Below are 23,990 nucleotides of genomic sequence, written 5' to 3'. Positions count from 1 at the left end.
GCTCGAGCCGACCGCGTACCATGGTATCCCGAACGCCGGGGCACGATTCGTGCGCGACGACAGGAGAGCAGTGGGCAGAGCGATCGGCCGCCGAGCCGTGACGGCCACGCTCGCGCTCGTGTGCGCGGCGCTCGTCCTGCCCGGCGCAGCGGCATATGCAGAGGGCGACGGCGGCACCGAGGCATCCGCATCGGCATCGGGCCCGACCGCGATCGTCGTGCCCTACCTCGGCACCGCGACGATCAAGCCCGGCGACGGCTGGCAGATCACCGACTGCGCAGGACCGAGCGCAGCCACCCCGCTCGTGGTGGCATGCGACGCCACGCAGATCGCGTTGAGCGCCCCGAGCTACGATCCGGCCGCCCCTGCCGTGATCGTTCCCGTGCCCCTGACGAACGGCCGCACCTCGATCCTCGTCGGCTATTCGGTGTCGCTCGGCCCGCCCGAGGCGCCGACCGTGGCCGAGGCTGAGTACGGCTTCCCGGTCGCTGCCGGTTCGACGGTGATGCTGCCGTTCAGCGACCTCGGCATCGCGTGCCCGGTGTGCACGAACGGCGGCGCATTCGACGTGGTCGGGGTGACCCCGACTGCGGCGGGCACGGCCGCATCGAACGGCACCCACCTCGTGTTCCGACCGGCTGCGCAGTTCTCCGGTGATGCCGAGATCCGCGTGCGCTACGCCGACGACTTCGGCACCTGGTCGGCCGACGCCACGATCACCGTCCCCGTGTACACGCCGCGTGCCGTGCTCGTCGCCACGAGCGTGGTCATCGGCCTCGGCGACGGCCCGCAGAGCATCGATCTCGCGCCGCTGGCCCACAGGTTCGGCGAGGGCGACGACGACGTGCGCCTCATCGGGTGCGGGTCGGCGGTGCACGGCACCGTGGTGTGCGCACCCGACGGCACGGCGACGTACGCGCCCTCGGGGGCCGCCGCCGATCAGTTCAGCTACCACGTGGTCTCCGCCGACGGCGAGCAGGCGACCGGTTCCGTGACCCTCGTCGCCGACGCACCGCTCGAGCCGACGCTCGTGCCGGCTTCGGTCGTCACGGCAGACGATGGCGTACCGTCGAAGATCGTGCCGCGTGTGCCGGTCGAGAATGACGGAACAGGCGGCCGCGAAGGGGTCTTCGGGCCGCTCATCGCGACGCTCGACCGAGCAGGTGCGCGATGAGGGCGGCGATCACGACAGAGCCGACCGCGACAGAGAGGTGTGCAGCATGAGCGTTCGACTGACGATCGGCGAGCCGGTCGCGGCGGGCAAGCCGGCATCGTGGCTCCTGAAGGTCGATGAGGCCACGACGGTCGGCGAGGTCGCCGAGTCGCTCGGCGTGGTGCCCAGCGTGCTCGACCCCCGAGCCGGAACAGCGACCCCGCTCGCAGAGTCGGCACTCCTCTCCGGCTCGACCGTTCCCGCCTCCGCCGCGTCGACGTTGCTGGCGCCCGGCACGCTGCGACTCGAAGTCGTCGGAGGGCCGTTCGCCGGCGAGAGCCTGCCGATCGCCCGTGGCGCGACGGTCACGATCGGCAGCGCGGCATCCGGAGGGCTCAGAATCGCCGACCCGGCCCTCGCACCGCAACACGCCGTCCTCACCCTGAACGCCGCTGAAGCGCTCGACGGCGGACGGCCGGCGCCCCTCGCCGCGACCCTCGCGCCTGCCGTCGACGGTGCGCAGATCTGGGTGAACGGCGAACCGGTCGACACTGAGGTCGCCCTCGTTCCGGCGGATCTCTTCCAGCTGGGCAGCAGCATGTTCCGCATCGGCATGGCGCCGGGCTCCGACGCCGACCTCACGCGCGACGCCCTCGGCGGCCGCGGGTTCAACCGGCCGTCGCGCATCCAGCCCACGAAGGCGCAGCCGGTCGTGCAACTGCCGGGTGACAAGCCCGAAGACCCCGATCAGTCGCCGATGCCGTGGCTCTCCGCGATCATCCCGGTCGTGCTGGGCGTCACGATGGCCGTGGTGTTCCAGCGGCCCATCATGCTGCTGATGGCGGCCGCGAGCCCGATCATGGTCGTCGGCTCATTCATCGCGAACCGCAAGCTCGCGAAGAAGAAAGGCTTGAAGACCGAGAAGCAGTGGATCGAGGACGTCAAGGCCGCTGAGCGTCGCATCGTCGAGCTCGCGCGCGTGCAGCGACTCGAGGGCTGGTATCGCATGCCCGACCCCGTCGTCATCGCCGATATCGCGCTGCGGCCGTTGTCGCGCCTCTGGGAGCGACGCAAGAGCGATGCCGATGCCCTCCAGTTGCGCGTGGGCGCGACCGAGGTCACCCTCGACGTGCGCTTCGAGGGCGGCGGCAAGGATCGTTCGGCGCCGGCCCGGGTCGGCGTCACGCCGGAGCCGGTCGCGGCCGACCTCCGCGCCGGTGTCGTCGGTATCGCCGGCCCCGCCGACGCGGTGCGCAACCTGGCCCGTGCGATGATCACCTCCTTCGCCACGATGCGCTCACCGCGTGACGCGGAGCTCATCGTGATCTGCGACGCCGCCGCCGACGCGGAGTGGAGCTGGACGCAGTGGCTGCCGCACGTGCAGGCGGGCGGCACGCTCGCCGCGACCATCGGCAACACCGACGACAGCCGACGTGAGCGGCTCCGTGAGGCCGCTGTCACGCTCGAGACCCGGATGCGCATGTCGGGTCAGCGCGGCGCGATCGTGCCCACCGATATCGTGATCGTCGTCGACGGGGTGCGCGAGTACCGCATGCTGCCCGGCATGGTGCCCCTGCTCGAGCACGGAGCCGCGCACGGCATCCACATCATCGCGCTCGACTCCGAGCGCGCTCGACTGCCCGAGGAGGCGGCGAGCGTCGTGGTCGTCGACCCGAGCGACCCCTCCATCGGGCGCTTCGAGACCGGCAAGGAGTACTTCCCGACGGTGCTGCTCGACGGCGTCTCGCTCGAGGGAGCCGAGCGCATCGCACGCAGCCTCTGCTCCATCCAGCACGTGAGCGGCGTGGGTGACGACGCCATGCTTCCGACCAGCGTGCGCATGGTCGACCTGCTGAAGATCGATCTCGACGATCCCGCCCCCATCGTCAAGCGGTGGACGAAGCAGCCGCGCAACACCTTCGTGGTCGTCGGCGCCAACGCCGATGGCGAGTTCGCGCTCGACATCTCACGCGACGGCCCGCACGCGCTCGTCGCCGGCACGACGGGTTCGGGAAAGTCGGAGTTCCTGCAGGCGCTCGTGGTGAGCCTCGCGATGGCGAACCGCCCCGATGCGCTGAACTTCGTGCTCGTCGACTACAAGGGCGGTTCGGCGTTCGCGGACTGCGAGCGCCTGCCCCACACGGTCGGCATGGTCACGAACCTCGATGCGCGCGAGACGGAACGCGCGCTGGCGTCGCTCGACGCCGAACTCAAGCGCCGCGAACGCGTGCTGCGGGACATGAACGCGAAAGACGTCGAGGGCGCGTGGGCGAAAGACGCCGACACCGCGGCCAAACGCGGACTGGCCCGGCTCATGATCGTCATCGACGAGTTCGCCGAGCTGAAGACCGAGTTGCCAGAGTTCATCGACGGGCTGGTGCGCATCGCCCGGGTCGGCCGATCGCTCGGCGTCAACCTCGTGCTCGCGACCCAGCGCCCCTCGGGCGTCGTCACGCCCGAGATGCAGTCGAACATCAGCCTGCGCGTCGCGCTTCGAGTGACCGACCGGTCCGACTCCTCCGACATCCTCGGTTCCGGCGAGGCAGCGTTGATCAGTTCGTCGACGCCTGGCCGCGGTTTCGTTCGGCTCGGCCCCTCAGCTGCGCCCGCCGGGTTCCAGACGGCCCGTGTCGCCGGTATTCGGCCGGGTGTGCAGCGTGCGGTCAAGTCGCTGCCGCCGAAGGCACCGCTGGAGTGGGAGTCGCTCGGCTTCCCGGCGCGGTACCCGAGCAGCGCGCCGACGCACGCGGGCAACACCGATCACGACGACACCGACCTTCGTGCGCTCGTCGACGTGATCACCCTCGCCACCCAGCAAATGGGCATCGCGAAGAATCCGTCGCCGTGGCTTCTGCCGCTTCCGGCGGTGCTGCCGCTCGAACGGTTCGCCGACCAGCAGGTGGCGCGCACCTCGCTCGTGCTCGGACTCGAAGACGTGCCGGGCGAGCAGTCGCAGCGCAGCCTCACGTGGGACGTGGCGAACGGCTCCCACGTGCTCTTCATCGGCGGCTCGATGTCGGGGCGCACGACGGCATTGCGCACGATGCTCGCCCAGACGGTGCAGCAGTTCTCGCCCGCCGACCTGCACCTCTACGTGATCGACTTCGGCAACGGCGCCCTGCTGCCGATGGCGGATGCCCCGCACTGCGGCGCGGTCGTGACGCAGCTCGATGCCGACCGCCTGCCCCGTCTCGTGCAGCGGCTGCTCGAAGAGCTCACGAGCCGCCAGTCGATCCTCTCGGCGGCGGGCGTCGGCCACATCAACGAGCAGCGCGCCCAGGCCGACCCGGCCGATGCCCTGCCGTACGCGATCATCGCCCTCGACGGCTGGGAGCGGATGCTGTCGACGATGAACGCCGATCAGCTCATCTCCTTCAGAGACCAGTTCATGCGTGTGCTGCGCGAGGGCCCCGCGGTGGGCGTTCGCGTGCTGATCACCGGCGACCGCTCGATCTCCGGCGACAAGGTGAGTTCGTTCATCGATGAGCAGTACGTGCTGCCGCTGCGCGACATCAGCGACTACCGCACCGCCGGCATCATGGCGAAGGACATTCCCCTCGACCTGCCGCCCGGACGAGTTCTGTTCGGCGCGGCCGGCACCGAGGCGCAGCTCGCGGTGCTCGCTCGCGAGACGAGCGGCGAAGCGCAGACGACGGCGCTGCGCCGGGTGGTCGAACACGTGCGCGACCACTTCGACCAGTTCCCGCAGCTCGCCGAACTCTCCCAGCCGTTCCGCGTCGACCCGCTGCCGAACTACATGGCACTCACCGCGGCGTACGAACTGCCCCTGGGCGAGTCCGGTCCGGCCGAAGGCCCGGTCGCAGCAGTCGGTGGCGACCACCTCTCGCGATTCACGCTCGACTGGCCCGCCGAGGGCGGCTTCATCGTCACCGGCGGGCGCAAGTCCGGGCGCTCCTCGACGCTCGCGGCGCTTCTGCACCAGCTCGCCTGGCGCAAGGAGCCGTTGCTCGTGGTGTCGGCGCGCGCCTCGGTGCTCACCGAGGTGGCGGCCGGGCATTCGGTGCCGGTCGTGACGGCAGGCGACACGAGCCCCGCCCAGCTCGACGAGATCCTCGACGCGCTCGGCGAGCGGGTCACCATCGTGGTCGACGACGCCGAGCAGTGGAAGAACGCGCCCATCGAGCACGCGCTCGCGGGAGTCAAGCACCGCGCCGTCTTCATGGTCGCGGCCGACGCCGAGTCGGTCTCGACCCTCTTCGGCGGCCCCTTCGTCGAGGCGAAGAAGGCCCGCCGGGCGCTCGTGCTGCGCCCGGAGTCTGCCGTTATGGGCACCCAGGCGATCGGCAGCCCGATTCCCAAGTTCATGCTCGGCCGCGGCTCCGCCGGCGGGGGAGTCTTCACGACCCCTGCAGGATGGCTGCCGGTGCGGGTGCCCGACATCCGCCAGTGACCGAGGCGGTCGCGCGCCGCCGTACACTGGATGCCGGAACGGGGAACGGATGCCCCGATCTTCGACGAAGGGAAGTTCGCCGTGGCCTCCACGCGTTGCGTCTACTGCGATGCGACCCTGCAGCCCAACAGCATGTTCTGCCTCGAATGCGGGCAGCTCATTCCGCAGGCCGCGAAACCGCCGGTGCCGGCGCAGTTCTCGCCCGGCGCCGCACCCGCCGCAGCACCGCAGCAGGCGGCACCCCGAGCTCCATCGTCCGTCGACCCCGTGCCGCTGCCGGGCACGTTGCCGTGGCAGCAGCGGGGCACAGCCCAGCCTGAGGCCCCCGCGCCCAAGGCAGCACCCGCCGAGGTCAGGCCGCGACTGAACCGTGCCGAACTGGTCTTCTCCACCGGGCAACGCGTCCGGGTCGCCGGCAACGCCGTGATCGGACGCAAGCCGGCGCAGACGGCGCAGGCCACGGGGGCGCAGGCGATCGAGGTCGAAGACGACACCCGATCGATGTCACGCGTGCACCTCTTCCTCGAGCTCAACGAGGGTGTGATGGTCGTCGGCGATGCCGGATCGAGCAACGGCTCCGGTGTCCAGCGCGACGGCGTGCTCGTGCCGCTCGAGAGCGGCGGCACCAAGGTCGAGGTCGTGCCGGGCGACACGGTCTGGGTCGGCGACGTCAACTTCGTGATCCACGCGGCCTGAGCGTCGCCCCGGGGCATCCGTGCCGTCGAAGCGACGCCGAAAGGCGCTCCGCCACGGCATGGGGAGTGCTCCCCATGGGCTGTTCGCCGATCGACGGGTAACGTACAGGGTGTCGGGTCGAAGGTGTTCCAGAAGCGGATGCCGCGGCCCGATGCATGAACCTGAACGTTCCTGTTGATCCCACGGAGGAAACCATGGCGGAAATCCGCGTCACTTCTGACTCGCTGGCCGGCGTCGCCGGGCAGCTCTCGAGCGGCTCGCAGTCGATCGAGTCGCAGCTGTCGAACCTGAAGTCGCTCGTCGAGGGCCTGATCTCAGGCGACTGGGCCGGCACGGCGTCGCAGAGCTTCAACGAGCTGTACTCCCAGTGGGACCAGGCCGGTCTCCAGCTGAAGGAGTCGCTCCAGGGCATCAGCGACCTGCTCAACCAGGCCGCGCTGTCGTACGAAGACAGCGAGAACGCGATCGCCGGCACCTTCAACGGCTGACGAACCCTTTTCTCAGGTGCCGACGCGATCTCCGCGTCGGCGCTTGAGTCGTTCACCCCTCAGGAGCTCGCATGGTCTATTTCAAGGTACGCGCCGATTCGCTCAGCGAGGTGGCCGCGCTCATCGGCAACGTCATCGTCGCGTTCGACGCGAATGTGGCGGCGGTCGACAGCACCGTCGGGAGAACCGTCGATGCGACCTGGGTCGGTGAAGACGCCGACAAGTTCGGTGAGAACTGGGCCTCGTTCGTCGCGCTCTCCGGACAGGTGCGGCTCGCGCTCACCGGCCTGCAACAGGGACTGATCACGGCCGACAGCTCGTACACCCGCACGGAATCGGGCATCGGCGGCAGCTTCAAGGGTGGACGTCAGGGCCTCGTCGCCGTGAAGAACGCATCCGGAGGCCTCGGTGCGCGAGTCGCTTCGGGCGAAGAGAAGGCCGAAGACATGGCCGAGTTCTTCGGTCGCGACTACGCCGGTGACAACGAGGTGGAGCAGTTCGGCGGGGGCATGCTCGGACCGCGGAAGTCGGGCGGGCAGGCGACCGGCGGCGGTTCGGGCGATACCGACGGCGACGGCGATGACGACTCGATCGGCACGGGCGTGTTCCGACTCGGCGCCGACGGCGAACCTGCGGTTGCCGCAGAACCGCTTCAGGCGTTCTCCGAGTCCGGCGACACGGGAACTCCGACCGGCGACGCCGGCACCGAGACCGATGGAGAAGATCGTGGCTGAACAGCAGGCGGACGTCTCGGAACTGCAGGCGCTGATGCAGACGATGAGTGAACTCGTCGCGTACTGCTCGGCGCTGAAGCAGGGCGCGAGCGGATTCGCGTACATGCTCCCCAACGAGTGGCAGGGCCCGGCGATGCAGGCGTTCCTCGGATCCTTCGAGGCCTGGTCGGTCGGAGCCACCACCCTCGAGGGCGCGGCGGAATCGCTTCGCGCGCAAGTGGAGACCTCGCACAACTCGTACTCGAAGACGATCGAGCAGCTGACGACCTCGTGGTCCAGCATCGAAGCAGAACTCGGATAGGGACCTCATGTCGGACACCGTGAAACTCGATCCTGCACGCCTCGTGCAAGACGGCCAAGAGCTCTTCGGCATCGCCAAGTCACTCGACACCGCCATCAGCGTGCTGACGAGCAGCCTCGGGAGCAGCGGGGGCATGGCCGGCGACGACAACGCCGCCGAGGAGTTCTGCCAGGGCGGCGAGGGCTACGACGCGCTCGCGGGGCCGTCGATCGATGGCGTGCGCTCCTTCTCCAACGGCCTGCGCATTCTCGATGCCGCGCTCAACAACACCGCTCGCGCGTACGACGGCGCACAGAAGCCCGGTGCCGGTCTCGACCCGGCCTCGGCGTCTCCCGCGTCCGAAGATGCCCGCATCGATCACAGCACCGCCAACCCGCCCAGTGCGTTGGGCGCAGGCTGGCCCGGAGCGCTCGGCGAGTTCCAGGAGTTCCTCGAGTGGGGTCTGCAGCAGATCGGTGTCGTGATTCCCACGGGCGACGAAGACAAGCTGCAGAACGCCTCGGAAGCCTGGGGAGAGTTCGCGCAGAGCATCCGCAGTGCTCGCAGCCAGGTCTCCTCGAGCATGACCAACGTCGGCGCGATGACCTTCCCGCAGTCGGCGTCGGTGCTGAGCTGCCGGCAGGGCCTCAGCACTGGCCTCCAGAGCATGGTGACGTCCGCCGAGGGCATGCGGGACTGGATCTCCGACTTCCGCACCCAGCTGCGTGCGATGCGTGAAGAGCTCGGCTGGTTCCTCAAGCAGATGGCGATCGAGATCGCCGCCGAGCTCGCCATCGGCGGCCTGCTGACCGTCGTCACTGCGGGTATCGGCGCCATCGCGACGGCCGCCAAGGTCGCAACCACCGTCATGCGCTGGTGCGTCAAGATCGCGAAGCTCATCGAGCGGCTCAAAGACTTCCTCAAGGGCATCCGCGGAATCAAGGGCGCCCTCGTCCGCGGTGGCCTTCGCGCGGCGAAGGAGGGCCTGCAGGCCGGTCTCGCGAGCGCGATCTCGACGTCGATCGTCAACAGCGCGCGTTCCGACGACAAGAACTACAAGCCGCAAGACGTCGGCACGGCGTTCATCTCGGCGTTCGCCGGCGGTGCGGCCGCCTCTCCGGCCTCGCGGCTCCTCGGTGGCAGCGGCGGTCCGGGCTTCCGCCCGGGTGTGCGCCAGATCTCGGGCGAGGCGGGTGCGGGCGCCATCGACGGCCTCGCGAGCTCCGCCGTCGAGTCCGGCATCACCGGCAACGAATTCAACCCGATTTCGGCGATGGTGCTGGGATCGCTGATGGGCGGTAGTCTCGCTGCCGGCGGTCGCGGCCTCAATGCCGCGCTCGGCAACGGCTCCGGAGCATCCAATGGGTCGTCCGCGACGAACAGCGGTGTCAACCCGTCGACCGATGGCACGCCGACCCCCGGATCCGGCACTCCGTCTTCGAACTCGAACAGCAGCGGCGGCACCGCCGTCGACACCGACTCCTCCGGCATCCCGACGCCAGGTGCGGGCGACGCCGGATCGAACGCGTCCGGCGACGGCTCGCCGATCGATCTCGGCGATGGCGGCCCAACGCCCGGCGGCTCCGCCGATGGCGGGGCACCCGATTCCGGGACGCCGAGCTCGCCCGACGTTCCGAGCACGCCGGATGCTGGTACGCCTGATGCGGGCACGCCGGATGCTGGTACGCCTGACGCGGGCACGCCGGATGCTGGTACGCCTGATGCGGGCACGCCGGATGCTGGTACGCCTGACGCGGGCACCCCGGATGCTGGTACGCCTGATGCGGGCACGCCGGATGCTGGCACGCCTGACGCGGGCACCCCGGATGCGGGCACGCCTGATGCTGGTACGCCTGACGCGGGTACTCCGGATGCTGGTACGCCTGATGCTGGTACGCCTGATGCGGGCACCCCGGATGCTGGTACTCCGGATGCTGGTACGCCTGACGCGGGTACTCCGGATGCGGGTACTCCGGATGCTGGTACGCCTGACGCGGGTACTCCGGATGCTGGTACGCCTGACGCGGGTACTCCGGATGCTGGTACTCCGGATGCTGGTACGCCTGACGCGGGTACTCCGGATGCTGGTACTCCGGATGCTGGTACGCCTGACGCGGGTACGCCTGACGCGGGTACTCCCGACGCCGGTACCCTTGACGCCGGCACGCCCGAGGTCGACGCCGACGGCGCGCCGCAGGGCGGTGCTGCCGCTCACGGCGGCGCGAGCTCGACCTCGACGAACACGTCGAGCAGCGAAGCCGATGGCTCCGAGGCAGGCACGAACGATGCAGATGCCGACGGCGCCACGCCTGAGGAGTCGGCCGACACCACACCCGAGCCCGACTCCGACGACGGTGCAGACCTCGGCGACCTCTCGCCCGAGGCAGCCACGGCCATGGCCGGCGCTGGAGCAGCTGCCGCGGCCGGCCTGCTGATGCGCCCGACGTTCGGCGCACCGGGAGCCACGAGCTCGCCGACCGCGCCCGGCAGCGCCACGCCGACGGGTGCGAACCCCGACGGTTCGGCTCCCTCCGCCCCGTCCAACGGCTCGGGAGCGGACGGATCCTCTCCCGACGGCTCGACGCCCGACTCCGCAGGCAATGGCGACAACGGCTCCGGCACCGACGGCGGCACCCCCGACGCCGATGCCACGCCGCAGCAGTCGACGCGCAGCGAAGCCGACATCCGCAAGGCCCTGGCGGAGATCAACCCCAACTTCGACCCGCACAACCCGGCCAACGGATACGCGACGAACTGCGGCAACACCTCGGCGATCCTCAACGACTTCCTCAACGGCAACCCGACGTCGGAGGCGCCCACCGGCACCCTCGACGTGCCCGAGATGGAGGCGCGCACTGGCCTTCCGCAGACGCCGATGACGCCCCAGCAGATCGCCGATTCGCTCACGGCGATGGGCCCCGGATCGCACTGCGTGGTCGGCATCGACCGGTCGAGCGGCGATGGCCACTGGTTCAACGCGTTCTACGACGGCAACCAGGTCTGGACGCTCGACGCACAGACCGGCGACATGTCGCCCTGGCCGCCGAACGAGCCGAACGCCACGAACTGGGATGCCTCGATCACCCCGGAGAACGTCGCCAGTCCTGACGTCGCCAAGCCGGATGGTGCGACCCCGGATGGGGCGACGCCAGATGCGACGACACCCGACGGCGCGACGCCGTCGACCGGCGTCGACGGCGGTACGCCCGACGGCGGAACACCCGAGGGAACGACCGGTGACGGAACCACCGCGGACGCTGACGACCGCGGCCGTCGCTGGCCGAAATGGACGAGTCAGGCGACGGTTGCCCCCGACCATGCGTCCGATGGATCGCAGGGTGCCGGCACCACGTACAACGGCTACGACATCCCCGAGCTGACGCCCGAGATCCGTCAGGAGCTCGATGCGCTCGCGGCGCAGCCGGATTCCCCGATCGTGCGCAACGAGGACGGCTCGTTCTCACTCGCGGAACCGATCGAGGTCGACCCGTTCAACCGCACGAAGGACAACCACGACTGGGCCGAGTTCCAGCGGCAGGTCGGACTGCAGCAGCAAGGGCTCAACAACCTGACCGTGGCCGAGTGGCGACACAACATCGCCTTCTACGACACGTACAACCGGGTCGCACTCACTCAGCAGAGCAATGCGACCAAGGCGCTGTCGGCCGCGGGCGTGCCGTTCACCAAGCCCGCGGTACTGCACGGCCCCGACCAGAGTGCGGGAGGCCGGGCCGACCGCTTCGACGGCGCGGGCGACTCCCATGTCAACAGTTCGCTCGGCCCCGCGTGGAGCGGCCGCCGCATCGACGATCTGAGGGCCGACGTCGCAGACGCTACCCTCTCCATCGACTCGAAGCTGCTCCCGCACATCAAGCCGCAGGTCGAGCTCGGCGCGACGAACGTCGCGACCAATGCCGTGGCGTCGCAGGCCACGCTGAACGCGGCCACACCGGTGACGTCAGCGCCGAGCACGAGTGCGACCACGGGCCCCGGCACGGCAACACCGGCAGGACCGACGAGGTCTGGTGCCGCTGCGTCGCCGGGGACTCCGGCGCATGCCGACGGTGCGCACGACGGGTCGACGCCGAACAACGCCGGATCGGATCCCGACGCAACAGACGCCGACTCCGCATCCGACGGTGCCGATGGCGCATCCGTGCCCGAGCAGGCAACGACGAACCCGGAGTCCGCAGAAGCGAACCCGGAGTCCGCAGAAGCGAATCCCGCGGAGACGGAACCCTCGAACGAGAAGCCGGAAGACGCCGACGGCGCCTCCGAATCCGATCCGTCGGCCACGGAACCAGAGGCGCCAGACGCGGAGCCTGCAGACCAGGCTGTGGTGCCGTCGACGATGCACCACCCGATCCTCGACGCGCACTTCCCTCAGCTGGATGCGCCTGAAGTCCTCAACGTTTCGATCCAGCTGGTCAACGAGGTCGGGCTCTGGGCCGACAGCGGGCGCTTCGGAAACAACTGCCACTTCGTCGTCAACGCGCTCGAACTGCGTGCTCGTGGATACGACGTGGTGGCCAGTCCAACGGTGCTCGCCTCGATCTACGATCAGGCAGCCGGTACGCATGCCGACAGGTTCGAAGGGCGATTCCCGTTTGCGATCTCCGCGGACTGGGTGCAAGCGGATGGCAGTGCCCGCGACTTCGACAACCTCAGCGACTTCGAGGGTGACACGGCGACGCAGGCGTTGAACGACATGACCAGTTCCTGGCCTGTCGGTGCTCGCGGATTCATCACCGGCTACTGGCGCGATGGTGGCGGGCACATCTTCTCATTCGTGAAGGAGGCCGACGGAGTCAGGCTGGTCGACGGGCAGGTGAACAACACCGACGCATCCGCTCACCTCGACGGCATGTTCTTCAACGAACGCGACTCGCTGCCGTGGAAGGACCTCCTCGTGATGCGGGTCGATGACCTGGTGCCGACATCCGAGGTGATCAAGACGTCGAAGCCGCGCACTGATGCCGAGTTGCAGTTGTTGCTGGACTGGGGGCACAACCCCGCGATGCCAGATCGTCCAGTGGTGATGATCGATCGCGAACGGGCAGCGAATCTGCGCTGGCGGGAGCGCAATATCGAACTGATCGAGGAGTGCCGGAAGATCTACGAGGATCCCGCGGCGAGCGACGCCGACCGCGCACGAGCGCTCGGCGAGTGGCAGGCCCTGTACAACCAGAACCAATACCTGACCGAGGGGCTGAAGAGGTTCGAACTCCAAGTCAATCCGCCAGAGGATGCGGTGCCGGCAGATGCGGGTGCGAATGTGGTTGCTGCGGAGACTCCTGAGAACGATCAGGAGCCCACCGGTCCGGTCGCCACCCCTCAGGCGAAGTGAGAGAGACTGGGAACATGGTGACGATCCAAGAGGCACGATCCCTGCTCGAACGGTACTTCGCTTCGCATCCGCCTGCGGTCTCGGGCGAGCTGTACATCGCGCCCGAGTGGTACGAGGACGCTTCCGATTACCTGCCCGTGTGGGGTGCTCGGGAGTTCCTGGTCGATGGGCAGGAGGCGTTCGCGCGGTGGGACAACCGCGTGCTCTTCATCGACAAGCAGACAGGTGAGGTCCACGAGGGATTGCGCAACCTGCACGTCAAGAAGGTCAACGCGATGACGCCGGTTGCGGCTCCGGCGAGCTGAGTGCACCGACCATCGTGAATCGGGTTCCGGTCATCGTGGATTTGGAGGAGTCGTGCTCGAAGCAGCGACCGTGACGTTCGTCGAACAGGCGACCGTTCTACCGCCGGAATCGCTGGCCGAAGCGTTCGGTCGCCTAGTCGCACTGCGACGTCAAGGCGGCAAGGAGGCGAGCCGAGCCGCGGTCCCGTCGGCAGCTGAGAACTCCGAACTCGACCACAAGATTCGCAGCGCCCTGCTTCCGCGCGCTGCCGAACTGGATGCCGTCCACATGGGGCTGCATTCCGATGCGCGAGCGGCGATCTCGACGACGGCTCGCGCCATCCTCAAGCGCGGCAAGCTCGCACCTGAGCAGTACCAGGTGCTGGTCGAGCCGTTCAACGGCCGCGGGGTGGAGATGCCGCCGCATCCGAGCCAGGCCGCGTGATCCCGAGATTCCCGAAGTCGTCGACCCATCCGCAGCCCGCCCGGTTCGACGCGCGACGCCCGCGTGCGACAGGATGGGGAGCGCTCCCCATCGCCCCGCGGCGCGAGGTGTGGTGTCGTGGAAGCCTTCGCCGCGTGGCGCGCGTCGTGTGAAGCCTGCTGAGGAAGGACCGGAATGACCACGTTCAACACGTTCACCCAGGTGGCGCCGATCAGCGAGGAGACCATCGCCCGGTTCGCCGGACAGGTCCCCTCCGAGGTCGTCGACCTGTGGCGTAGCCAGGGTGCGGGCTTCGTCGGTGACGACGGCTTCTTCCGCGCGGTCGACCCTGATCGCGCCGCGCAGATGCTCGAGGGCGTCTTCGCCATGCCCGACGGCTCGACCGTGCTGTTCGCGACGGCGCTCGGCGACATCGTCTTCCACGCCGGGGGCTCCTACTTCGTGGTCAAGTTCCGGTTCGGGGCGATCGACCTGGCGCAGGGCGTCTCGTTCGACGACCTCGTCGCGCTGATCGAAGACGCTCGTCATCGCGACGCCGTCTGGCAGTGGCAGCCCTATCCTGCAGCGCGCGACCGCGACGGCGCCCCCGGGTTCGAACAGTGCTTCGGCTTCGTGCCGTTGCTCGCGCTCGGCGGGCCGAACGACGCCGCTCACCTGCAGCTCGGCGGGCTCTACGAGCACCTCGCGCTCATCACGCAGCTCGCGGGTCAGCCGCGGGTTCGCGGGGCCCTTCCGCTTCCGACGAACGATGCACCGACCGCAGCTCCTGGTTCCGCGGCCGACCGCGACCGTCTCGTCGAGGTCGCCCGTGGCCTCTTCGCGAAGCTGACCGAGGCGCCGAAGCTGAACATCATCGACCTCCCCGATGGCCTCGGAATCTGCGCCGTGCACGCCGTGCGCGGCGGCGGCAAGATCTACGTCGCGCCCGACGAGTCGGCGCTCTTCGTCGCCTCGGCCATGGACTTCGACGCGGGTCTCGCAGCCTTCCGGGCCGGAGAACGTACGCCCCACGTCATGTTCGAACGACGCGACGGCGGGGCGCAGTCGTGACCTCCGCCCTGGAGCAGCGCTGCGAACGTCTGCGGCAGCCCGTGACCGAGCTCGTCGCCGTGAGCATCTCGGCAACTCTCCGGCCTCAAGATCTGCCCGAGCTGCGCGCTGCCATCGCCAATGTGCGCGCGATCCTCAGTGAAGACCCCACTGATCTCCCTGCGGGAGCATTCATCGATTGGCTGCCGACCGCGCTGCGGAACCTCGACCGCATGGACGAGGCGGTCGGCGGGGGCGATGCTGCGACGTCGTACGCGATCCTGACCGATAAGGCCGACGGGTTCATCCGCCTCACCGACGGCTGCGCAGGGTTCCCCGGCTGGGCGGCCGGCTGAGCCTCGGCGCCCACTCCGTCAGCGGCGCAGGAACGGGTCGAGGAATCCGTTGACCACGGTCTGGCTGGCACGCGCGCCGTAGTTGTCGACCGTGAGCTGGCTGATCGCCGCGTACGCGTTCTCGCGCAGGACGACGGGCGGAAGCGCCTGCCAGCTCCCGCCTGACCTGGCCACGACGGTGACGTAGGCCACCGAGTCCTTCGGGGCGAGCCAGACGCCGAAGGTGACCTGCCCGCTCTTCGCGACGGGAACGGGCAGGTAGACCCGCGGGTCTCCGGTCCGGAACCGCTCGAGCAGGGCGACCGCGTCCTGCGGCGCGATGCCGGCGTAGGCATTCACGCTCTGCTTCACCCTCGCGCCGGTCTCCACGCGTTCCCAGCGATACGACCAGGTGGTCAGCCAGACGATGCCGCCGATCACCGCGGCCGCGCTGAACAGCACGAGGCCCGGAGCGACGAATCCGCGCAGGCCGGAGCGTCGACCGTCGTAGGTGGACGACATCTCGACGATCGCGTCGTACTGGGTCAGCGAGACGACGAGCCCGATGACGCCGGCCGCGATGAACGCCGCCGCGGTGATCATCAGCGCTCGGGAACGCACCCGGCGCAGCTCGCCGACGAGGGTGGCCAGCGGCCGTTCAAGCTGTTCCATGGGTGCCCTTCTGTTCGTCGACCGGCCACTTCAGGTCGATCATCGGCCCTTTCCAATCGAAGTATCCGAAGACCGAGGTGAAGGTGCCGGTCGGTACGCCACGACGGGAGGCTTCGTCGACGAGGACTCGAGCGGCGCGGTGCGCCGTTGAATTCTCGATCACCGCGTCGAGCATGAGCGGGATCAGGCCGCGCCGCACGCCGTCGAATTCGTCGAAGAGCGTGACTCGATCGGCACCGGGATCGCCGCCGAACGCGGCCTTCAACTCGGCGCCGTCGCGTACCGCGATCTCGCAGAGCAATGTGCCGTTGCCCGCCTTCAGCGCGGCCGTCGCAAGCGAGCCCGAGAGCGGTAGGCGCTGCATCCGAGCCGAGCGTTCGCGGTCGTCGAGCACGCCGAGAAACACCATGTCGTGCCAGCGGATGAGCGGCGCGCCGGCCAGGCGAACACCGTCGTCGCTGACTCGCAGCGCGAACTCAGCGCCGGTCACGAGCAGCATGAGGGCCCGCCGCCGTCGGAATGCCAGGACGGTCGAGATCAGGCAGGCGCCGGCTCCGAGTGCGGCGATGACGATCGTGAACCAGCCCATGCGCGAACTGATCGCCAGTACGAGTCCTGCGGCGATGAGCACGCCGAGCACAATGCCGACGACGATGAAGCCCGAGTTCCAGCGGCCGACGGTGTCGACCTTGGCGTGGTCGACGGATGCTTCGAAGATCGGCTCGGCCATGGGCTCCTCGTGATCTCACCGAGCCGACGGCCGGCTTCGGGCGCTGACAGCCTACCTCCCGGTCCGGACCGCTTCAGGAGACCGGCGTACTCTCGAGAGCATGGACCCGCGTCGCACGGTTTGGACCGTCGCCGCGTTCGCCGCGGCCCTCGATCTGGCGCTCGTCGTCTGCGCCTTCGGCTTCGTCAGTCTGCTCGCGGGCATCGAAGTGATCGTCGATCCCGAGGCGGGTCGATTCGTCGCACCGGCGGCGGTCGGGGCGTCTGTCGTCGCCGTGCTGCTCACGCTCGCGCACACGCTCCGTCACCCCGATCGGATGCTGCCGAGCGTCGTGCTCTCCGCCGTCTGGAGCTGGTTCGCCGCCGTCGCAGTGGCCGTCGTGGGCTACGCGCTCGCGAGCACCTCGAATACCCTCCTCGCGGCCCTCCTCTTCGGACTCGGATTCGGCATCGGCTGGTTCGGACTGCTCATTCCGGCACTCGCGACACTGACCGCTTCCCTGGCCGTCGTCGTCGCGCGCGGTCGCGTGGCCGGTATGGAACGACCGCGATGGCCGTGGGAACGCGACGGCGACGACGAATGAGGGATGCCGCGGCGCGCCATCCGTCGGTCGCATCGGTGACGGGAGGCTCGCGCGGCACTATCGTGAATCGTGATGCAGGGTTCGATCGAGGCCAGGGTGAGCCACGAGGTCGACCGGTGGCTGGCATGGCTGCCCCGGTGGCGACCCGGCACGCATCGCGCCCGCGTGCGACTCTGCACTCGCTGCTTCGGCTCGCCGATCCTCACCGCGGCCGGCCTCGACGTCGACGTGCCGCATCCCGTGCAGCATGCCTTCTCGATGCGCATGAAGGGCATCATCGATCTCGCCGTCGACGACTACACGGCGCGCAACCTCCCGATGCTGCACCACGAGATCCGGCTCGCCGAAGAGCGCAAGGCCAGGCGCCCGTACCGCGCCGGCGAGGGGCTCGAGCCCGAGTTCCTCGGCCTCGATCTCGACCCCGAGCCTGCCCCCGACCAGCCCTTCCTCTTCACGCTCAGCGGCCTCGAGGCGGCCGCGGCCGCGGAATCCTCCGAGCCGGCGCCGCGCCCGTTCACGATGGAGGAGAAGGAGGCGCTGCGCGAAGAGGTGCGCCTCGCCGACGACTTCGCGAAGCAGCTCGGCCGGCGCATCTGCGTCGAACTCGCCCAGCATCGGGGTCGCATCGGTGACGCGGTGACCGAATTCGTCGAGCCGCAGGTCGAGGACCTGCTGGCCGACCTCGAGCGTGAACTCGATTCGCCGGGGTGGCCCGGTTAAGGCGCCGCGACCGCGCACCCGGTCACGCCCGCAGCGAACGCGGGCGTGCAGCTTCCGCCGTCATTTGACCGCAAGGTTACGTGGCATTACCATTGATCGGGTGTGCGCTTTGACGCGCGCTTGACTCCTGCCCCGAACTTCGAGTGATCGAGGGTCGAGGCATGAGGCTGGCAGCGGCGATCCCACCACTTCATGGGCACCCTCGCGGGTCGCCCCCACGGCATACCCACCACTGAACGGCGCTGCAGTTCTGCAGTGCCGGTGGGTCGTGATGTGAATTCCATCAAACGCTGTCACCGTGCAGCACCAACAAGGAGAAGCAGTGCCAACCATTCAGCAGTTGGTCCGCAAGGGCCGCTCGCCGAAGGTCACCAAGACCAAGGCCCCCGCCCTGAAGGCGAACCCCCAGCAGCGCGGCGTGTGCACCCGTGTGTACACCACCACGCCGAAGAAGCCGAACTCCGCGCTCCGCAAGGTCGCTCGCGTGAAGCTCTCCAACGGCACCGAGGTCACCGCCTACATCCCCGGTGAGGGCCACAACCTGCAGGAGCACTCGATGGTGCTCATCCGCGGCGGTCGTGTGAAGGACCTCCCCGGTGTGCGCTACAAGATCGTCCGCGGCGCGCTCGACACGCAGGCCGTGAAGAACCGCAAGCAGGGTCGTAGCAAGTACGGCGCGAAGATGGAGAAGAAGTAATGCCTCGTAAGGGACCCGCTCCGAAGCGCCCCGTCGTCGCCGACCCCGTCTACGGGTCGCCCGTCGTCAGCCAGCTCGTCAACAAGATCCTCGTCGACGGCAAGAAGGACCTCGCGCAGCGCATCGTGTACGAGGCGCTCTCCAACGTCGCCGAGAAGAACGGTCAAGACGCCGTCGCCACCCTCAAGAAGGCGCTCGACAACGTGCGCCCCACCCTCGAGGTGCGTTCGCGTCGCGTCGGCGGCTCGACCTACCAGGTCCCCGTCGAGGTCAAGCCCCACCGCGCCAACACCCTGGCACTCCGCTGGCTCACCAGCTACGCCAAGGCTCGCCGCGAGAAGACGATGACCGAGCGTCTCACCAACGAGATCCTCGACGCCTCGAACGGCCTGGGTGCCGCGGTCAAGCGCCGCGAAGACACCCACAAGATGGCCGAGTCGAACCGCGCCTTCGCCCACTACCGCTGGTAGCAGGTCGATCGGATGCCTCCGCGTACGCGGCCGGCATCCGATCGGACCCACTCCCGCCGGTAGCAGGCGAGCGGATGCCGCGGCAGGCCGCTGCGGCATCCGCTCACCTCAACCTTTTCGTTCCTGAACATCCCGGAGGAACCCCCGTGGCACAAGACGTGCTCACCGACCTGAACAAGGTCCGCAACATCGGCATCATGGCGCACATCGATGCCGGCAAGACCACCACGACCGAGCGCATCCTGTTCTACACGGGCGTCAACCACAAGATCGGCGAGACCCACGACGGCGCCTCGACGACCGACTGGATGGAGCAGGAGAAAGAGCGCGGCATCACGATCACGTCTGCCGCCGTGACCTGCTTCTGGAACAAGAACCAGATCAACATCATCGACACCCCCGGCCACGTGGACTTCACGGTCGAGGTGGAGCGTTCGCTCCGCGTGCTCGACGGTGCGGTCGCCGTCTTCGACGGCAAGGAGGGCGTCGAGCCCCAGTCCGAGACCGTCTGGCGCCAGGCCGACAAGTACAACGTGCCGCGCATCTGCTTCGTCAACAAGATGGACAAGCTCGGTGCCGACTTCTACTTCACGGTGGACACGATCATCAGCCGTCTCGGCGCCAAGCCGCTCGTGCTGCAGCTGCCGATCGGTTCGGAGTCGAACTTCGAAGGCGTCGTCGACCTCGTCGAGATGCGTGCACTCACCTGGCGCGGTGACGCGAAGGGTGACGTCAAGATGGGCGCCGAGTACGCCATCGAGGAGATCCCCGCCGACCTCGTCGAGAAGGCCGCCGAGTACCGCACCGCGCTGCTCGAGGCCGTCGCCGAGACGAACGACGAGCTCATGGAGAAATACTTCGGTGGCGAAGAGCTCACCGTCGCCGAGATCAAGGCCGCGATCCGCGGTCTCACGGTCAACAGCGACATCTACCCCGTGCTCTGCGGTTCGGCGTTCAAGAACCGCGGCGTGCAGCCGATGCTCGACGCCGTGATCGACTACCTCCCGTCGCCGCTCGACGTGCCCGCCATCGAGGCGCACGACGCTCGCGACGAAGAGAAGGTCGTCATGCGTCACGCTGACGCGACGGAGCCGTTCACGGCCCTCGCGTTCAAGGTCGCCGTGCACCCGTTCTTCGGTCGTCTCACCTACGTTCGCGTCTACTCCGGCCGCCTCGACAGCGGTGCCCAGGTCGTCAACTCGACCAAGGGCAAGAAGGAGCGCATCGGCAAGATCTTCCAGATGCACGCCAACAAGGAGATCCCCATCGAGTCGGTGACCGCCGGCAACATCTACGCCGTCATCGGTCTGAAGGACACCACGACCGGCGACACGCTGTGCGACCCGAACAACCAGGTCGTGCTCGAGTCGATGACTTTCCCCGAGCCCGTCATCGAGGTCGCGATCGAGCCGAAGACCAAGGCCGACCAGGAGAAGCTCGGCACGGCGATCCAGAAGCTCGCCGAAGAAGACCCGACCTTCCGCACGGAGCAGAACACCGAGACCGGCCAGACGGTCATCAAGGGAATGGGCGAGCTGCACCTCGACATCCTGGTCGACCGCATGAAGCGCGAGTTCAACGTCGAGGCCAACGTGGGCAAGCCCCAGGTCGCGTACCGCGAGACGATCAAGCGCGCGGTCGAGAAGCACGACTACACCCACAAGAAGCAGACCGGTGGCTCCGGCCAGTTCGCGAAGATCCAGTTCGCGCTCGAGCCGCTCGAGATCGAAGGCGACAAGATCTACGAGTTCGAGAACAAGGTCACCGGTGGCCGCATCCCTCGTGAGTACATCCCCTCGGTCGACGCCGGGTTCCGCGACGCCATGCAGTACGGCATCCTCGCGGGCTACCCGTTGGTCGGCGTGAAGGCGAGCCTGCTCGACGGTGCCGCCCACGACGTCGACTCCTCGGAGATGGCGTTCAAGATCGCCGGCTCGATGGGCTTCAAGGAAGCCGCTCGCAAGGCGAACCCCGTGCTGCTCGAACCGCTGATGTCCGTCGAGGTCCGTACTCCTGAGGAGTACATGGGCGACGTCATCGGCGACCTGAACTCGCGTCGCGGTCAGATCCAGTCGATGGAGGATGCCGCAGGCGTGAAGGTCGTGCGTGCGCACGTCCCGCTCTCGGAGATGTTCGGTTACATCGGCGACCTTCGGTCGAAGACCTCTGGTCGCGCGGTGTACTCGATGGAGTTCCAGAGCTACGCGGAGGTCCCGAAGGCTGTGGCCGACGAGATCGTCCAGAAGAACAAGGGCGAATAGTCCGATACGCACGAACCTTCCGGTTCGCGTAACATATCAACACAACCCCCGTAGACCACCGGTCGCAATCCAGCGCCCGGGGGTTCTACACGAGTCCTGAGGAGGACCCACAGTGGCTAAGGCCAAGTTCGAGCGGACCAAGCCGCACGTCAACATCGGAACGATCGGTCACGTCGACCACGGCAAGACCACGCTCACCGCCGCGATCTCGAAGGTGCTCGCCGACAAGTTCCCGTCGGCCACCAACGTGCAGCGCGACTTCGCGTCGATCGACTCCGCTCCCGAAGAGCGCCAGCGCGGCATCACGATCAACATCTCGCACGTCGAGTACGAGACGCCGAAGCGCCACTACGCGCACGTCGACGCCCCGGGTCACGCCGACTACATCAAGAACATGATCACCGGTGCCGCGCAGATGGACGGCGCGATCCTCGTGGTCGCGGCGACCGACGGCCCGATGGCTCAGACGCGTGAGCACGTGCTGCTCGCCAAGCAGGTCGGCGTGCCCTACCTGCTCGTCGCGCTCAACAAGTCCGACATGGTCGACGACGAAGAGATCCTCGAGCTCGTCGAGCTCGAGGTTCGCGAGCTGCTCTCGAGCCAGGGCTTCGACGGCGACAACGCTCCCGTCGTGCAGGTCTCCGGTCTCAAGGCGCTCGAGGGCGACGAGAAGTGGGTCAAGTCGGTTCTCGACCTCATGGACGCCGTCGACGAGTCGATCCCCGACCCCGTGCGCGACAAGGACAAGCCGTTCCTCATGCCGATCGAGGACGTCTTCACGATCACCGGTCGTGGAACCGTCGTCACGGGCCGCGCCGAGCGTGGCACGCTGAAGATCAACTCCGAGGTCGAGATCGTCGGCATCCGCCCGACGCAGAAGACCACGGTCACCGGCATCGAGATGTTCCACAAGCAGCTCGACGAGGCATGGGCCGGCGAGAACTGCGGTCTCCTCCTTCGCGGCACCAAGCGCGAAGACGTCGAGCGCGGCCAGGTCGTCGTCGCTCCCGGTTCGGTCACCCCGCACACGAACTTCGAGGGCACCGCGTACATCCTCTCCAAGGAGGAAGGCGGGCGTCACAACCCGTTCTACGCGAACTACCGCCCGCAGTTCTACTTCCGCACCACCGACGTCACCGGCGTCATCACGCTGCCCGAGGGCACCGAGATGGTCATGCCCGGCGACACCACCGACATGACGGTCGAGCTCATCCAGCCGATCGCCATGGAGGAGGGCCTCGGCTTCGCCATCCGTGAGGGTGGCCGCACCGTCGGCGCCGGCACGGTCACGAAGGTGCTCAAGTAGGTTCGCCTGCAGATCACTGATCGCTGAGAGGGGTCGGGCCATTGGCCCGGCCCCTCTTTTGCGCACCCGGACGCACATCGTGGCGCTCGCGCAACCCCTCGCGCGACACCGCTCGTCGTTCTACGCTTGTTCGGATGGCAGTTCCCCCTCAGCCATTCGTTCGTTCGACGGTTCGCCCCGAGGTCCAAGCTCTCCGGGCGCTCGCCGTCGGGGCGGTCGTGCTCCATCACGGTTGGCCCGCCGTCGCGCCCGCCGGCTACATGGGCGTCGACGTCTTCTTCGTCGTCTCCGGATTCCTCATCACCGGCCTCCTCCTCCGCGAGGCCGAGGCTCGCGGCCGCATCTCCCTGCGCACCTTCTACCTGCGCCGAGCCCGCCGCATCCTGCCCGCCGCCCTCGCCGTGCTGCTCGCGGTGTCGCTGCTCACCCTCGCGCTCGTACCGCAGCGCGAATGGCAGGCGTGGTTTCGCGAGATCGTCGCGAGCGCACTGTACTTCGAGAACTGGCAGCTCGCGATCGACTCGCAGGTCCCGGGTCGGGGCGACCTCGAGTCCACGCCCGTGCAGCACTACTGGTCGCTCTCGGTCGAGGAGCAGTTCTATCTCTTCTGGCCACTGCTGCTCATCGCTGCGCTCTGGATCGCTGCCCGCCGAGGCGTCGGCTCGCGGCCGGCGCTGTTCATCATGCTCGGCACGGTCACTGCGGCATCCCTCGCGTACTGCCTCGTGCTGACCGCACAGGATTCCGATCTCGCGTACTTCTCGACGCTCGCTCGCACGTGGGAGTTCGGCGCAGGCGGCCTGCTCGCCCTCCTCGCCGGCGCTCCGCTCCGCGGTCGGCAACGGCTTCGCAGCGTCGTGTCGCTGGCCGGGCTCGTGCTCATCGTCGTACCGATCGTCGTGTTCCGTTCACCGGAGTTCTTCCCGGGGGTGGTGGTGCTCGCACCGGTGGCGGGAACCTTGGCGGTGATCTGGGCGGGAATGCCGACGGCCGCGTGGTCGCCCGCCCGTCTCGCCGCGCTCCCGCCGGTGCAGTGGATGGGCGACGTGTCGTACTCGCTCTACCTCTGGCACTGGCCGATCTTCATGTTCACTCCCTACGTGATCGGCATGCCGAGTCCGCCGTGGGTGATGGCGCTGCTCGTCGTGCTCGCCTTCCTGGTCGCGGGTCTCTCCAAGCGCTTGATCGAGGATCCGTTCCGCGCGCCGCGCGCAGGCCTGCGCGCTCGACCCTCGTTCGTCCTCGGCGGCCTCACCGCGGCCGTCGCGGTCGTGGTCGGCGCAGGAGTCATCGCTCCGGGCATCGCGGCGGAACGCATGGTCGCCTGCGAGCGCAGTGATCGTGAGTGA

20 protein-coding genes are annotated in these 23,990 nt (G+C 68.4%); 18 read left to right on the top strand and 2 right to left on the bottom strand.

From position 1 onward, the window contains the following. Positions 1 to 70: 70 nt before the first annotated feature. From AC6CH0_RS01340 to AC6CH0_RS01290, 11 genes are all read left to right on the top strand, one after another. Positions 71 to 1,174 (top strand): Ig-like domain-containing protein, encoded by a 1,104-nt coding sequence (locus AC6CH0_RS01340; RefSeq protein WP_498097826.1) that lies wholly within the window; start codon positions 71 to 73, stop codon positions 1,172 to 1,174. A gap of 46 nt (positions 1,175 to 1,220) precedes the next feature. Continuing rightward, positions 1,221 to 5,564 (top strand): type VII secretion EssC family protein, encoded by a 4,344-nt coding sequence (locus AC6CH0_RS01335; RefSeq protein WP_498097824.1) that lies wholly within the window; start codon positions 1,221 to 1,223, stop codon positions 5,562 to 5,564. 81 nt (positions 5,565 to 5,645) lie between these two features. Continuing rightward, a complete protein-coding gene (locus tag AC6CH0_RS01330; RefSeq protein WP_498097822.1) occupies positions 5,646 to 6,260 on the top strand; it encodes an FHA domain-containing protein in 615 nt (204 codons plus the stop codon). Between the two features lie 194 nt (positions 6,261 to 6,454). Continuing rightward, positions 6,455 to 6,748 carry a WXG100 family type VII secretion target gene (locus tag AC6CH0_RS01325; RefSeq protein ID WP_498097820.1) on the top strand — a complete coding sequence of 98 codons (294 nt, stop codon included), beginning with the start codon at positions 6,455 to 6,457 and terminating at the stop codon, positions 6,746 to 6,748. A gap of 71 nt (positions 6,749 to 6,819) precedes the next feature. Continuing rightward, a complete protein-coding gene (locus tag AC6CH0_RS01320; RefSeq protein WP_498097818.1) occupies positions 6,820 to 7,482 on the top strand; it encodes a WXG100 family type VII secretion target in 663 nt (220 codons plus the stop codon). After that, positions 7,475 to 7,783: a WXG100 family type VII secretion target gene (locus tag AC6CH0_RS01315; protein WP_498097816.1), complete on the top strand. Its 309-nt coding sequence runs from the start codon at positions 7,475 to 7,477 to the stop codon at positions 7,781 to 7,783. Before AC6CH0_RS01320 ends, AC6CH0_RS01315 begins: the two co-directional genes overlap by 8 nt. Positions 7,784 to 7,790: 7 nt before the next feature. Continuing rightward, positions 7,791 to 13,109, top strand: coding sequence for a toxin glutamine deamidase domain-containing protein (locus tag AC6CH0_RS01310; protein WP_498097814.1), 5,319 nt, complete (start codon positions 7,791 to 7,793; stop codon positions 13,107 to 13,109). 14 nt (positions 13,110 to 13,123) lie between these two features. Then, complete coding sequence (locus tag AC6CH0_RS01305; RefSeq protein WP_498097812.1) at positions 13,124 to 13,414, top strand: hypothetical protein; 291 nt, start codon at positions 13,124 to 13,126, stop codon at positions 13,412 to 13,414. 70 nt (positions 13,415 to 13,484) lie between these two features. Further along, positions 13,485 to 13,838 (top strand): hypothetical protein, encoded by a 354-nt coding sequence (locus tag AC6CH0_RS01300; protein WP_498097810.1) that lies wholly within the window; start codon positions 13,485 to 13,487, stop codon positions 13,836 to 13,838. A gap of 174 nt (positions 13,839 to 14,012) precedes the next feature. Beyond that, positions 14,013 to 14,888: a T6SS immunity protein Tdi1 domain-containing protein gene (locus tag AC6CH0_RS01295; protein ID WP_498097808.1), complete on the top strand. Its 876-nt coding sequence runs from the start codon at positions 14,013 to 14,015 to the stop codon at positions 14,886 to 14,888. Continuing rightward, complete coding sequence (locus AC6CH0_RS01290) at positions 14,885 to 15,223, top strand: hypothetical protein (RefSeq protein WP_498097806.1); 339 nt, start codon at positions 14,885 to 14,887, stop codon at positions 15,221 to 15,223. Before AC6CH0_RS01295 ends, AC6CH0_RS01290 begins: the two co-directional genes overlap by 4 nt. An 18-nt stretch (positions 15,224 to 15,241) precedes the next feature. On the opposite strand, the gene AC6CH0_RS01285 is transcribed toward AC6CH0_RS01290, so the two are convergent. After that, positions 15,242 to 15,874 carry a hypothetical protein gene (locus AC6CH0_RS01285; protein WP_498097804.1) on the bottom strand — a complete coding sequence of 211 codons (633 nt, stop codon included), beginning with the start codon at positions 15,872 to 15,874 and terminating at the stop codon, positions 15,242 to 15,244. After that, complete coding sequence (locus AC6CH0_RS01280) at positions 15,861 to 16,604, bottom strand: hypothetical protein (protein ID WP_498097802.1); 744 nt, start codon at positions 16,602 to 16,604, stop codon at positions 15,861 to 15,863. Before AC6CH0_RS01280 ends, AC6CH0_RS01285 begins: the two co-directional genes overlap by 14 nt. A gap of 100 nt (positions 16,605 to 16,704) precedes the next feature. Between AC6CH0_RS01280 and AC6CH0_RS01275 the strand changes: the two genes are divergently transcribed. From AC6CH0_RS01275 to AC6CH0_RS01245, 7 genes are all read left to right on the top strand, one after another. Continuing rightward, the gene (locus tag AC6CH0_RS01275; RefSeq protein ID WP_498097800.1) at positions 16,705 to 17,187 is read left to right on the top strand and encodes a DUF6121 family protein; all 483 of its coding nucleotides are present in this window, start codon (positions 16,705 to 16,707) and stop codon (positions 17,185 to 17,187) included. Positions 17,188 to 17,259: 72 nt separating this feature from the next. After that, positions 17,260 to 17,907, top strand: coding sequence for a spermidine/putrescine ABC transporter substrate-binding protein (locus AC6CH0_RS01270; protein ID WP_498097798.1), 648 nt, complete (start codon positions 17,260 to 17,262; stop codon positions 17,905 to 17,907). A 322-nt stretch (positions 17,908 to 18,229) separates the two neighbouring features. Beyond that, the gene (gene rpsL / locus AC6CH0_RS01265) at positions 18,230 to 18,604 is read left to right on the top strand and encodes a 30S ribosomal protein S12 (protein ID WP_022893888.1); all 375 of its coding nucleotides are present in this window, start codon (positions 18,230 to 18,232) and stop codon (positions 18,602 to 18,604) included. Then, positions 18,604 to 19,074, top strand: a complete 471-nt coding sequence (rpsG, locus tag AC6CH0_RS01260) for a 30S ribosomal protein S7 (protein ID WP_056010907.1) — start codon at positions 18,604 to 18,606, stop codon at positions 19,072 to 19,074. The genes rpsL and rpsG overlap by 1 nt, the downstream gene beginning before the upstream one ends. Before the next feature lie 146 nt (positions 19,075 to 19,220). Further along, complete coding sequence (fusA, locus tag AC6CH0_RS01255; protein ID WP_498097796.1) at positions 19,221 to 21,335, top strand: elongation factor G; 2,115 nt, start codon at positions 19,221 to 19,223, stop codon at positions 21,333 to 21,335. A 112-nt stretch (positions 21,336 to 21,447) separates the two neighbouring features. Further along, a complete protein-coding gene (gene tuf / locus AC6CH0_RS01250) occupies positions 21,448 to 22,641 on the top strand; it encodes an elongation factor Tu (RefSeq protein WP_022893885.1) in 1,194 nt (397 codons plus the stop codon). A 134-nt stretch (positions 22,642 to 22,775) separates the two neighbouring features. Then, on the top strand, positions 22,776 to 23,990 hold the full coding sequence (locus AC6CH0_RS01245) for an acyltransferase family protein (protein WP_498097794.1): 1,215 nt from the start codon (positions 22,776 to 22,778) through the stop codon (positions 23,988 to 23,990).

The sequence above is a fragment of the Agromyces sp. GQ35 genome (assembly GCF_059758475.1).
The sequence above is the reverse complement of the archived record's forward strand: the minus strand, read 5'-3'. Positions and strand labels throughout refer to the sequence as shown.